The following is a 12,378-nucleotide window of genomic DNA, read 5'->3' on the forward strand; positions in this document are numbered from 1 at the left end:
GATGCCTGCCGAGCCACTCGCGTTGGCAGTGCTGCAACGCGCCCGTGCACAATCGGCCGCCAGCGGCCAGAGCGTGATGGCCGAACTGGCGCTGCTGTCGGACCTTGCACCGCGGGCGCAGGTGCAGGAGATTGCCGCACTGTTCGCTTTGCGCGCCATGGAAACCACCGACATGCTGGCGCTGGCACCGGCCTTCGACCTGCTGCCGCTGTCGTTGTCGATGCAGCGCCGTTGCGTGCTGTTGCGCGGGCCGGACCAGCAGCTCGCCGGCGTGGTCGATGATGCCTTCGATGCCGACCTGCAGACCTGGCTGGCGACCCAGGCGCGCGCGCCGCTCGTGCTGTGTCTGGCATTGCCGGCGGACCTGGCGGCCTACCTCTCGAAACAGGAAGAATCGGTGCGCGCCGTGGACAACCTGCAGCCGACCGCCAGCGAGGCGCGACGCGACGGCAAGCAGGCCACCGTGCTCTCGTTCGCCTCGGTCAGCGAAGCCGCCAGCCCGGCGGTCCGGCTGGTCAATTCGACGCTGTATGACGCGCTCAAGGCCGGTGCGTCCGACATCCATCTCGAAAGCACGCCGACCGGGCTGGCGGTGAAGTATCGCGTTGACGGCGTGCTCGATCATGCCACCGCGGTCAATGGCACCGAAGTCGCCGAGCACGTCATCTCGCGTCTGAAAGTGCTGGCCGAACTGGATATCGCCGAGCGGCGCGTGCCGCAGGATGGCAGCTTCCGGGTCGAGGCCGGCGGTCGCGACATCGACCTGCGCGTATCGATCATGCCCAGCATCCACGGCGAAGATGCGGTGATCCGCATCCTCGACAAGCGCGCGATGATCGAAGCCTACGGCGCACTGACGCTCGAAGCGCTGGGCTTCGACGCGCCGTCGCTGGCCAGCCTGCGCATGCTGGCCGAAGAACCATACGGCATGCTGCTGGTGACCGGCCCGACCGGCTCCGGCAAGACCACCACGCTGTATGCGGCGCTGACCGAAATCCACAACGGCCGCGACAAGATCATCACCATCGAAGACCCGGTCGAGTACCAGTTGCCCGGCATCCTGCAAATTCCCGTGAATGAAAAAAAGGGACTGACCTTTGCCAAGGGGCTGCGGTCCATCCTGCGACACGATCCCGACAAGATCATGGTCGGCGAAATCCGTGACCGCGAAACCGCCGAGATCGCCGTCCAGTCGGCGCTGACCGGGCACCTGGTACTGACCACCGTCCATGCCAATAACGTCTTCGACGTGTTCGGCCGCTTCACGCACATGGGCATCGATCCGTACGCGTTCGTGTCGGCACTCAACGGCATCTGGGCGCAGCGGCTGGTGCGCCTGAACTGCCCCCATTGCGCCGCGCCGTACCAGCCGGGCGAGGCCGAACTGGCACGCGTGCGATTGATGCCGGACGACGTGCGCGACTACCGTTTCCGGCAAGGCAGCGGTTGCGGCGACTGTCGCGGCACCGGCTACAAGGGCCGCAAGGCGATCGCCGAAATCCTCACGCTGACCGACGAGATCCGCGAAATGATCATCGACAAACAACCGATCCGTCTGGTCAAGGAGGCCGCTCGCCGCAACGGCACGCGCACGCTGCGCGAGGCCGCACTGGAACTGGTGCGCAACGGCGAGACCACCGTGGCCGAGATCAAGCGGGTGACCCTGCATGCTTGACTTCCTGGCACCCCGCTTGCACCTCGGTTGCTCGACGACCGGTCTGGCGCTGTTGCGGCGCGACCGGTTCGGTCGTCATGCCGGTGTTCCGATCGAACGCAGTTTGCTGGATGCACCCGGCTCGGCGGCGTTGCTGGCGCAGCAGTTGCGCGCCGCGCTGGCCGAGGCGCACTGCGCTGGCGCGACCGTCAGCATGACGCTGGCCGATGACTGGTTCCGGCTGTTTGTCGTCACACCGCCGTCGAATGCTGCGCAACAGCGCGATCTCGATGCGGCCGTGGCGATGCGCTTCGGACAGCTCTATGGCAATGACGCGACCGACTGGGTCTTGCAGCCTGGCTGGCAGGCCGGCGCGCCGTTCCTGGTCGCCGCGATGCCGCGCACGTTGCAGGCTGCGCTGCACGACATCGGCACCGAACTGCGCTTGCGCTGGGTGGCCATCCTGCCGCACTGCGTGGCGGCGTGGAACCGCTGGCATGGTGCACTGAAAAACGGCGACTGGTTCGGCGTCGCGCACGACGGCATGCTGAGCCTGCTCATCCTCGATGGCGCGAACATGATCGCGCTGCGACGCCAGTCCATCGACCAGGCCGACATGAAAAATCCCGCCTGGCTGACGGAGTACGTACAACGCGAGGCGCTGCGCCTGAACCTGCCGGCGCCACAGCGCGTCCAGCTCTGCGGCGAGGTACCGCAACCGTGGACCGGCATTGCGCCGCAGCGCATTGCCTGCCTCGCGCTGGTCGACAATAAATTACCGGCGCGCTCGCCCGATGCGGCGCTGGCACAAGCCGGGGTGCCTGCATGAAGGCGTTGCAGATCGATTTTGCGCCGGGTTCACTGGTGCGCACGCTGGCACGCACCAGTGCACTGACCTGGTCGGCTGCCAGCATTGGTTTGCTGGCGTGCGTGCTGGCCGCGTTCAATGCCGACATGCTGATGGCGCAGCATGCGCACAGCCGGACCGCCTTGCAGCAGGTCCACGCGCTGCAGCAACGCCGCATGGCGCCCGTGCCAGCGTCGCAACGGGCCGCACTGCCGGCGGCGCAGGTCGATGCCATCAATGGCACGATCGCCCGGTTGAATCTGCCCTGGCGTGACGTCTTCGACGCCATCGAAAGCGCGACGCCACCCGCGATTGCGCTGCTGGCGCTGGAGCCGGACGCGCGCCGTCATCTGCTCAAAGTCACTGCCGAAGCCAAAAACAGCGAGGCCATGATCGGCTACCTCGATGCGTTGCAGCAGCAACCGCTGTTCGCCGGCGTGGTGCTGCTGCGCCACGAAACCAGCGAGCAGGATCCCAACAAGCCGCTGCGCTTCCAGTTCGAAGCGCAATGGCAGGCGTTCGGACCATGACGGCGGCGCCCCTGATCCTGATCCTGCGCACGCGCCTGGCGCTGGGCCGCTTTGGCTGGATGCGCGCGCTGGCCTGCCTGCTGTGCGGTGTCGCGATTGTGGCCTGGAGCGCGGGCTTGCCGTGGCTGCGGCGGCAGGCCGTGGACGACCAGCGGGAGCTGGCGAACGCGGTCGCGATGGCGCAGGCGCCGCAGGCCGCACTGCCCGTGCAGCCACGCGATCCGCTGGCGGATTTTCATGCGATGCTCGGCAACAAGCGGCATGCCAACGAGCAGCTCCGGACCCTGTTCGCGCTGGCCCAAAAAAATGGCCTGCAACTCAGTGCCGCCGAATACCGCAGCGTGGTCGACAAGAACAGTGGCGTTCTTGCGTGGCAGATCGTATTGCCGGTGAAAGCCACCTATCCGGCGTTGCGCCAGTTTGCCGGGCAGGCGTTGCTGGCCATTCCGTTCGCATCGCTGGATGAAGTGCGCCTGCAGCGCGAGTCGATTGCCAGTCCGATCCTGGACGCGCGCTTGCGCTTCACGCTGTATCTCGCGGTCGTGCCGGCGGCGGCACCGGAGCGGCTGCGATGACGCGCCTGCACTGGCTGATGGCGGCCGCGCTGGTCGTTGCGGCCGGGTTGGCGCTGTTCGGCGACAAGACCGCCGATACCGGGATTGCGGAGCCGGTGACGCGGGCACCGGTGCCGATGCTGGCGGGTTCAGCCACCCCGCGCCCGGTGGCTCCGGTCGTCGGCGCCATCCTCGTACTCCAGCCACGCCAGGCACTGATCGGTGGCGCCGGTAGCGGCAAGCCCGATGCCTTGTTCGGTAGCCAGAGCTGGATGCCACCGCCACCGCCACCGGTGGTCGTCAAGCCGTTGCCCGCGCCACCTCCGCAAGCGCCGCCGTTGCCGTTTACGTATCTCGGCAAGAAAATGGAAGACGGCCGCTGGGAGGTTTTCCTGGCGCGCGGCGAACAGACCTTCATCGTGCATGAACAATCGGTCATCGACGGTGTGTACCGCATCGAGGCGATCACGCCACCGCAGATGTCGATCACCTACCTGCCGCTTCGGCACATCCAAACACTCACCATCGGAGGCATGAACTGATGCCAAGGCGCACCCCTGCTGTTTCATTGCTTGCCTTGCTGGTCACGGGCGTCCTGCTGTTGTCAGGTTGCGCCGCCCGGATGGCCTATCGCGACGGCAAGGCGCTGGTTGCCAGCGACCAGGTCGAACTGGGCCTGGATAAATTCCAGCAGGCGCTGGCGCAGGACCCGGGCAATCCCGAATACCGCCAGGCCGTGCTGCAAACCCGCGAGCGCGCCGCCTACACCTACCTCGAACTGGCGGACCGTCAGGCCGCTGCCGGCCGCAAGCCGGAGGCCGACAAACTGTACCAGCGTGTGCTGGCGATCGATCCGGCCAACGAGCGCGCCCGCACCGGCTTGCGCACGCTCGACATGCAGGCCCGTCATGCGCAGGCGCTGACCGAAGCCCGTGCCGCACTCGACAAGAAAGACATCGCCACCGCGCGCGCCAGACTGCGTCCGGTACTCAATGAAGACCCCGCAAACGCCGGGGCACTGGCGCTGCAGCAGGCCATCGCCGACCTGGTCCAGCCGGCCCCGGTGACGGCGCTCTCGAAGGCCTACCAGAAACCGATTTCGATCGAGTTCAAGGATGTCAGTTTGAAGCAGGTGTTCGAAGTGATTGCCCGTACCTCCGGCCTGAACTTCCTGTTCGACAAGGATGTGCGTACCGACCAGAAGACCTCGATTTTTCTGAAGAACAGCACGATCGAATCGGCCGTGCATTTCACGCTGCTGACCAACCAGCTGGAACAGCACGTGCTGGATGCGAACACGATCCTGATCTATCCGAACACGGCCGCCAAGCAGCGCGATTACCAGGAGCTGATGGTGCGCACGTTTTTCCTTACCAATGCCGATGCCAAGGTGGTTGCCAACACGCTCAAGACCATCCTCAAGTCACGCGATATCGTGGTCGACGAAAAGCTCAACATGCTGATCCTACGCGACAATCCGGAAGCCATCCGCATCGCCGAAAAACTGGTCGCGTTGCACGACGTGGCCGAGCCGGAAGTGATGCTGGAAGTCGAGATCCTGGAAGTCAAGCGCACCCGCTTGCTGGAGCTGGGCATCCAGTGGCCCAACAGCCTCAGCCTGACGCCGCTGCCACTGGGCGGCAGTTTCGGCGGCGGCCTGACACTGCAGGATTTGCGCAACCAGAACAGCAACACGCTCGGTGCCGGGATCGGTCCGGTCACGCTGAAAGCGCGCAAGGAAGACGCCGACGCCAAGCTGCTGGCCAATCCGCGCATCCGTACCCGCAACCGCGAAAAAGCCAGGATTCTGATCGGCGAGCGGGTACCCAACATCACCACCACGGCGACCTCGACTGGCTTTGTGTCGGAGTCGATCAACTATGTCGATGTCGGCCTGACACTGAATGTCGAGCCGACCATCTACCTCGATAACGATGTCGCGATCAAGGTGCAGATGGAAGTGAGCAACATCGTCAGCCAGCTGCGGACCCAGTCCGGCACCGTCGCCTACCAGATCGGCACACGCACCGCCAGCACCGTGTTGCGCCTCAAGGATGGCGAGACACAGGTACTGGCCGGCCTGATCAACGATGAAGACCGGCGCTCCGGCAACAAGGTGCCGGGCATCGGCGAGCTGCCGATCCTCGGTCGCCTGTTTGGCAGCGGCGTCGATGACAGCCAGAAAACAGAAATCGTGCTGTCGATCACGCCGCACCTGATCCGCAATATCCAGCGCCCGGACGCGGCGCTGGCCGAATTCCGTTCGGGCACCGACAACAGTTTTCGCAGCCGGCCCGACAGCATCATCGCGCCATCGCCGGCACCGGTGGCGAATGCACGTACCACGCAAGCCGTTCCGGCCGTGCCTGCCGTGCCTGCTGACCTCGTGCCGCCTGCCGGTGGCGTGCAAGTGCAGTGGCAAGGCCCGACCGAACTCAAGGTTGGCGAGACCTTTGCATTGCAACTGCTGATGCAGTCCGACCAGCCCGTCACCAGCTTGCCGATGGCGCTCAGTTACGACAGCGCGGCGCTACAGGTGATCAGCGTCGGCGAAGGCGGCTTCCTCAAACAAGGCGGTGGCCAGGCCACGTTCACCAGCCGCATCGATGCCGGCGGCCAGATTCTCTTGAGCGGCACCCGCAGCGGCGAGAGCGGGGCCAGTGCACCGGGCGAGGTCGCGACGATCACCTTCAAGGCACTCGCGGCCAGCCCGGCGGCACGGGTGCAATTGCTGACCAGTGCGCCGGTCGGACTGGCCGGCAAGGCGTTGCCGGCGGCGGTGGGGCCGGCGTTCCAGGTGCTCGTCAAATAAGCATGCGGCATCGTAACCGTCACGGCTTTACGCTCATCGAACTGCTGGTCACGCTGGCCATCATGGCCGTGCTGGCGACACTGGCGGTGCCGGTGGCGCAGGGTTCGCTGCAGCGTGCGCGGGAGCAGGATTTGCGACGCGCCCTGGTCGACATCCGGCGTGCATTGGATGCCTACAAAAAAGCCAGCGACGAGGGACGGATTGCGAAAGCCATCAACAGCAACGGCTACCCGGCCACGCTCGACGTACTGGTCGGTGGCGCTGCCGACCAGCGCGATCCGGCCCGCCGCAAGCTGTTTTTCCTGCGTCGCATTCCGCGTGACCCGATGCAGGCCGATGCCACGCTCGATGCAGCAGCCTCGTGGGGCAAGCGCAGCTATGCCAGCGAAGCGGCCGATCCGCAAGAAGGCGCGGACGTCTACGATGTGGTGTCGACCTCGCCGAAGACCGGGCTGAACGGCGTACCGTACCGGCTATGGTGAACCGATGAAGCATTCTTCACGACGCGGTTTTACGCTGATCGAACTACTGGTGGTGCTGGCCATCATCGCCGTGCTGGCAACCCTGGCCATGCCAAAATATTTCCAGAGCATCGACACCGCCAAGGAAGCCGTGCTGCTGGAAAACCTGCGCCTCACGCGCGACACCATCGACAAGTTTTATGCCGACACGGGCAGCTACCCGGATTCGCTCGACGAGCTGGTCGACAAAAAATACCTGCGTACGGTACCGCTCGATCCGATCACGGAGAGCCGGACGACCTGGATTCTGGCTGCGCCCGACGAGCCGGCCCGTGGCCGGGTCGCGGGGATCAGCAGCGGCGCCGAAGGACGCGACCGCAACGGCACGCCGTTCGGCGCCTTGTAGCCGATGGCAACGCGCACGCTCCGGCAGCGGGGATTTGCCTTCATCAGTCTGCTCATCGTGCTCGCGCTGATGGCGCTTGCCGCCAGCGCGACCGTGATGCTGGGCGTCGTGGCGCAGCGTCGCGCGGCCGAAGATGCGCTGCTTGAGATCGGCCATGAATTCCAGCAAGCGCTCGGCAGCTACATCAGCTCCACGCCTGCCGGTCAGCCGATGTACCCGAACACCCTGCAGGATTTGCTGAAAGACCCGCGCACGCCGCTGCTGCGACGCCATCTGCGCAAGCTGTATGCCGATCCGATGACGGGCAACAGCCAGTGGGCGCTGATACCGTCACCCGCAGGGCAGGGTTTCCAGGGCGTGCACAGCCTGTCGCCGGCACGACCGATCCGGCTGGCGAATTTCGACAGCGAGTTCATCGGCTTCGAGGGCCGCACTTCCTATCGGGAATGGCCATTCGTGGTGGCGGCGCCGGGTAATGCGATCCTCGATTTTTCGAACTGAGTCGTCAATCGACGTTGCTGTTGCCGCAGATTGGCAGGCGTCGCAAAGGGAATCTGCGACAATCTGCGCACCATGCATCCAATTTCCGTTTCAGGACAGCCGCCCTCTGGCGCGTTGGTCCATATCTCGTTTTACAAATTCGTCCGTCTCGATGACCCCGATGCCGTGGTCCTGCAGTTGCGGGCACTGACGCATGCGCTGCTGGGCAGCATCCTGGTCGCCGAAGAAGGCATCAACGGCGTGCTGGCCGGCAGCGCTGCAGCGGTGGACGCTTTCGAGCAGGCACTCGGCATCGATGCGCGTTTTACCGGCATCGATTTCAAGCGCAGCCCCTGCAGTACACCGCCTTTCGGCCGCATGAAAGTGCATCGCAAAACCGAGATCGTCTTCATGGGTGTCGACGGTGTCGACGCACTGCGCCAGACCGGCATTGCGGTCAGCCCGCAGCAATGGCGCGAGCTGATCGCGGCCGATGATGTGGTGGTGATCGACAACCGCAACAGCTTCGAATACCGACTCGGCAAATTCAACAATGCGGTCGATCCGCAGGTCGCCAATTTCCGTGACTTCCCGAAATACATCGAGGCCAATGCGCCAGCCTGGCAAGCGGCCGGCAAGCGCGTCGCGATGTACTGCACCGGCGGCATCCGCTGCGAAAAAACCAGCGCCTGGATGCACGACATGGGCATCGAAATTTATCAGCTGGAAGGCGGCATCCTGAATTATTTCCGGACCATGCCGGACGCCGAGAAGGACTGGCAGGGCGAGTGCTTCGTTTTTGATAACCGCATCGCGCTCGACACCACGCTGCAGGAAACCGAGACCACGCTGGACGATGTCTATGACGGCGAACCGGATGGCGAGTGGCGCTTGCAGCGGGCCCGGCGTCTTGACCAGTCGGGGCAGTAGGTGACGGTGAATCGGCCCGTGAAGCGCGCCGCAACACCACCGCCTTCGCGTGACGGCGTTGGCGCCAGCTCGGTGGCGCTGCCCGCAGGGTCGTGGCCGCTGCTGCTGGACTTTCTGGCGGCGCAGTTTCCGGTGATCGGACGCGACCAATGGGGTGCGCGCATGGCCGCAGGCGATGTCCTCGATGGCACTGGTGCGGTGCTCGATGTGACGTCGCCGTACCGTGCCAATACCAAAATTTTCTACTTTCGCAGCCTCGCCGCGGAAGCACCGATTCCGTTCGAAGAAACCGTACTGTTCCGCGATGATTACCTGATCGCGGTCGATAAGCCGCATTTTTTGCCGGTCACACCCGCCGGTCGCTACCTGCAGGAAACCCTGCTGGTGCGCCTGAAGCGCAAGCTCGGTATCGACACGCTGGCGCCGATGCACCGGATCGATCGTGAAACCGCCGGGCTGGTCCTGTTCACGGTCCAGCCCGCCACGCGCGCCGTGTATCAGGCGCTGTTTCGCGACCGCGCCGTCACCAAGCACTACGAAGCCATTGCGCCGTGGCGGCCCGAACTGGCCTTGCCGATGCGGCTGCGCAGCCGGCTGGTTGAAGCGGCCTCCTTCATGAAAATGTGTGAAGTCGAGGGCGAGCCCAATGCCGATACCTGGATCGAACTGCTGGAAGTGCAGGGCGCGCTGGCCCGCTACGGCCTGCATCCCGCGACCGGCCAGCGCCACCAGTTGCGGGTGCAGATGGAAGGACTCGGCATTCCCATCCTGAACGACCAGATCTATCCGCATCATGCGGCGGAGCCCGCCCCCGGCGAGGTGCCCGACTACAGCAAACCGTTGCAATTACTGGCGAAGTCACTGGAATTTACTGATCCGATGTCGGGGACGCTGCGGCAGTTCCAGAGCCTGTTCACGTTGCAGTTCTGAAGCGTCCGGCATCGCCTGCGAATCCATCGTACAATCCCGATTCGCAATTCGGATAACTACGATATACACATCGTCAAACCACGAAACACATGCCCAAAAAAATCCCCCGGCCCGTTCTCGATGTCGACGCCATCCACAAGGCCCTGGCCAATCCGGTGCGACGGGATATTCTGGTCTGGCTGAAAACACCTGCGGCCTATTTCGACATGCAGGTGTATCCGCTGGACATCGGCGTCTGCGCCGGTCTGATCGACCAGCGCACCGGTCTGTCGCAATCGACCGTCTCGGCGCATCTGGCCAATTTGCAGAAAGCCGGGCTGATCAGCGCGACACGGGTCGGCCAATGGATTTTTTTCCGGCGTGACGAAGCAGTGATCCAGGCTTTTCTGGATCAGCTGCATGGTGGTTTGTAGTCAGGCCCGAATTGCACGCATCGGCGACGCCCAGTGCGCCTGTCCCTTCTGACGTGCCCGCTATCCGGACACTGTATTTTTACGAAAGCATTTCATGACAACCGCAGCGCCCACCCTGTTTGACCCCATCCGCATCGGCGACCTCGACCTGCCGAACCGCATCATCATGGCGCCGCTGACTCGCGCTCGCGCCGGTAGTGCCCGCGTGCCGAATGCGCTGATGGCGGCGTATTACGTGCAACGCGCCTCGGCCGGACTGATCATCAGCGAAGCCACGTCCGTGACCCTGCAGGGCGTCGGTTACGCCGACACGCCGGGCATCTGGTCCGACGAGCAAACCGCTGGCTGGCGTCTGGTCACCGACGCGGTCCATGCCGCCGGCGGCCGGATTTTTCTGCAGTTGTGGCATGTCGGGCGCATCTCGGACCCCGACTTGCTCGATGGCGATCTGCCGGTCGCACCCAGCGCCATTGCTGCCAAAGGCCACGTCAGCCTGTTGCGCCCATTGCGCGATTACCCGACACCGCGCGCGCTGGCACTGGAAGAGATTTCGGGCATCGTCGCGGCGTACCGCAAGGGTGCCGAGAACGCAAAGATCGCCGGCTTCGATGGCGTGGAAGTGCATGGTGCCAACGGCTACCTGCTCGACCAGTTCCTGCAGGATGGCAGCAACCATCGCACCGACATCTACGGTGGCTCGATCGAAAACCGCGCCCGTCTGATGCTGGAAGTCACCGACGCCTGTATCGCTGTCTGGGGCGCCTCCCGCGTCGGCATGCACCTGGCGCCGCGCTGCGATGCCCACAGCATGGGCGACTCGAACCCGGCCGCGACCTTCGGTTATGTCGCCACCGAACTGGGCAAGCGCGGTATCGCCTTCATTTGCGCCCGTGAAGCACAGGGTGCCGACAGCCTTGGGCCGCAACTGAAAAAAGCCTTTGGCGGCGTCTACATCGCCAATGAACAGATGACCCGCGACGATGCGACCAAAATCGTTGCCGACGGTGTTGCCGATGCGGTTGCGTTCGGCAAGCTGTTCATCGCCAATCCGGATCTGCCGAAGCGTTTTGCAATTGACGCGCCGCTGAACACGCCTGTGCCGGCGACTTTTTATCATCCGGATGCGGTGGGGTATACCGACTATCCGGCGTTGGCGGCGTAGGGTGGGGGGCGTGGCATCACGACGTGATGCGCTCTGCGGTAGCTGAAACGGGTTGCGCTCTGCGGTAGCTAAAACGGGTTGCGCTCCGTGGAGCCAAGCCGGGTGCGGCCCGGCAGCCGCTCACTTTTTTTGCTTCGCCAAATAAAGTAAGCAAAAAAAGGCGACCGCTAGACCGCTGCCCTGCGGGTTCCCAAATACCGTGCCCGGTCAGGGGGAGGGCCGCAAACTCGCTACGCTCAGACAGTGCGGCCCTCTTATCCCCTGCCCGGACACGGTATTTGGCAGCGGCCTTTTATGCGGAATTCAAGGTCAAAACCAAGCCCAGCCTTGGTAATTGAGTGATGGTCTTGCTCGCTTTGCGCGAGAAAGATGGCTTGAAAAAGCCTTGCAGGTTTTGGTTTTGACGTTGGTTTTGACGTTGGTTTTGACGTTGGTTTTGACGTTGGTTTTGACGTTGGTTTTGACGTTGGTTTTGACGTTGGTTTTGACGTTGGTTTTGACGTTGGTTTTGACGTTGGTTTTGACGTTGGTTTTGAACTCGATGTCGATGTCGATATCGACGAGCCAGCCTTCTCGCGCAAAGCGAGCGCGACCGTCATTCAATCACCAAGGCTGGGTTTGGTTTTGACCTTGAATTCCGCGTAAAAAGATCGCTGCCAAAAACCGGGTACGGCAAGAGGATAAGAAGCCCGCACTGTCTGAGCGCAGCGAGTTTGCGGGCTTCCCTCTTGCCGTACCCGGTTTTTGGGAACCCGCAGGGCAGCGGTCTTGCGGTCGCCTTTTTCTTGGTTACTGCTTTTTGGCGAAGCAAAAAGAAGTGACCGGCTGCCGGGCCGCCCCCGGCTTGCATCAACGGAGCGCAACCCGTTTTAGCTACCACCAACCACCAACCACCAACCACCAACCACCAACCACCAACCACCAACCACCAACCACCAACCGCGCAGGAAACCTGACGCACGTTGCGCCCAGCGCCCCAACCCACAATTCGGCAACGACCAAAACGCATTGTCCGCCACCCAAGGTCCGCCTTGAAAGAGCTCGCTGCGCAGCCCAACTCACACGCCTGGAGTCACGCTCCTTTCGCTATCCCAGTCCATCGCCAGCCATAACATTCAGTCGATAACAACAGGTACTGCAAGTCCCGTTCTGTTTCATGGTTGTTTCTCGTTGCTTACGTTTTTGTACGATAAACTTCG

Annotated in this window: 14 protein-coding genes; 13 read left to right on the forward strand and 1 reads right to left on the reverse strand. The window is 63.5% G+C overall.

The window, feature by feature from the left end; all coding sequences use genetic code 11:
* The first annotated feature begins 1 nt into the window (after nucleotide 1).
* The 13 genes from ABD720_RS15830 (at nucleotide 2) to ABD720_RS15890 (ending at nucleotide 11,179) form a co-directional block, all read left to right on the forward strand.
* Nucleotides 2-1,675, forward strand: coding sequence for a GspE/PulE family protein (locus ABD720_RS15830; RefSeq protein ID WP_344764973.1), 1,674 nt, complete (start codon nucleotides 2-4; stop codon nucleotides 1,673-1,675).
* The gene (locus ABD720_RS15835; RefSeq protein ID WP_344764679.1) at nucleotides 1,668-2,483 is read left to right on the forward strand and encodes a hypothetical protein; all 816 of its coding nucleotides are present in this window, start codon (nucleotides 1,668-1,670) and stop codon (nucleotides 2,481-2,483) included. The genes ABD720_RS15830 and ABD720_RS15835 overlap by 8 nt, the downstream gene beginning before the upstream one ends.
* Complete coding sequence (locus ABD720_RS15840) at nucleotides 2,480-3,031, forward strand: PilN domain-containing protein (protein WP_344764681.1); 552 nt, start codon at nucleotides 2,480-2,482, stop codon at nucleotides 3,029-3,031. The genes ABD720_RS15835 and ABD720_RS15840 overlap by 4 nt, the downstream gene beginning before the upstream one ends.
* Nucleotides 3,028-3,606 carry a hypothetical protein gene (locus tag ABD720_RS15845; protein ID WP_344764683.1) on the forward strand — a complete coding sequence of 193 codons (579 nt, stop codon included), beginning with the start codon at nucleotides 3,028-3,030 and terminating at the stop codon, nucleotides 3,604-3,606. Before ABD720_RS15840 ends, ABD720_RS15845 begins: the two co-directional genes overlap by 4 nt.
* Nucleotides 3,603-4,127, forward strand: a complete 525-nt coding sequence (locus tag ABD720_RS15850) for a hypothetical protein (RefSeq protein WP_344764684.1) — start codon at nucleotides 3,603-3,605, stop codon at nucleotides 4,125-4,127. Before ABD720_RS15845 ends, ABD720_RS15850 begins: the two co-directional genes overlap by 4 nt.
* Nucleotides 4,127-6,397 carry a secretin N-terminal domain-containing protein gene (locus ABD720_RS15855; RefSeq protein ID WP_344764686.1) on the forward strand — a complete coding sequence of 757 codons (2,271 nt, stop codon included), beginning with the start codon at nucleotides 4,127-4,129 and terminating at the stop codon, nucleotides 6,395-6,397. Before ABD720_RS15850 ends, ABD720_RS15855 begins: the two co-directional genes overlap by 1 nt.
* A gap of 2 nt (nucleotides 6,398-6,399) precedes the next feature.
* Nucleotides 6,400-6,879: a type II secretion system protein gene (locus ABD720_RS15860; RefSeq protein WP_344764688.1), complete on the forward strand. Its 480-nt coding sequence runs from the start codon at nucleotides 6,400-6,402 to the stop codon at nucleotides 6,877-6,879.
* Nucleotides 6,880-6,883: 4 nt separating this feature from the next.
* Nucleotides 6,884-7,264: a type II secretion system protein gene (locus ABD720_RS15865; RefSeq protein WP_344764690.1), complete on the forward strand. Its 381-nt coding sequence runs from the start codon at nucleotides 6,884-6,886 to the stop codon at nucleotides 7,262-7,264.
* Between the two features lie 3 nt (nucleotides 7,265-7,267).
* On the forward strand, nucleotides 7,268-7,765 hold the full coding sequence (locus ABD720_RS15870) for a type II secretion system protein (protein WP_344764692.1): 498 nt from the start codon (nucleotides 7,268-7,270) through the stop codon (nucleotides 7,763-7,765).
* Between the two features lie 72 nt (nucleotides 7,766-7,837).
* Nucleotides 7,838-8,674, forward strand: coding sequence for an oxygen-dependent tRNA uridine(34) hydroxylase TrhO (gene trhO / locus ABD720_RS15875; protein ID WP_344764694.1), 837 nt, complete (start codon nucleotides 7,838-7,840; stop codon nucleotides 8,672-8,674).
* An 18-nt stretch (nucleotides 8,675-8,692) separates the two neighbouring features.
* Entirely contained in the window at nucleotides 8,693-9,604 is a 912-nt protein-coding gene (locus tag ABD720_RS15880; RefSeq protein ID WP_344764696.1) for a pseudouridine synthase, read from the forward strand.
* Between the two features lie 89 nt (nucleotides 9,605-9,693).
* The gene (locus tag ABD720_RS15885; protein ID WP_344764698.1) at nucleotides 9,694-10,017 is read left to right on the forward strand and encodes an ArsR/SmtB family transcription factor; all 324 of its coding nucleotides are present in this window, start codon (nucleotides 9,694-9,696) and stop codon (nucleotides 10,015-10,017) included.
* Nucleotides 10,018-10,111: 94 nt separating this feature from the next.
* Nucleotides 10,112-11,179, forward strand: coding sequence for an alkene reductase (locus ABD720_RS15890; protein WP_344764700.1), 1,068 nt, complete (start codon nucleotides 10,112-10,114; stop codon nucleotides 11,177-11,179).
* Nucleotides 11,180-11,488: 309 nt separating this feature from the next.
* On the opposite strand, the gene ABD720_RS15895 is transcribed toward ABD720_RS15890, so the two are convergent.
* Nucleotides 11,489-11,782, reverse strand: a complete 294-nt coding sequence (locus tag ABD720_RS15895) for a hypothetical protein (protein WP_344764702.1) — start codon at nucleotides 11,780-11,782, stop codon at nucleotides 11,489-11,491.
* Nucleotides 11,783-12,378 lie beyond the last annotated feature (596 nt).

The sequence above is a fragment of the Actimicrobium antarcticum genome, from assembly GCF_039536745.1.
Lineage (GTDB): Bacteria > Pseudomonadota > Gammaproteobacteria > Burkholderiales > Burkholderiaceae_D > Actimicrobium > Actimicrobium antarcticum.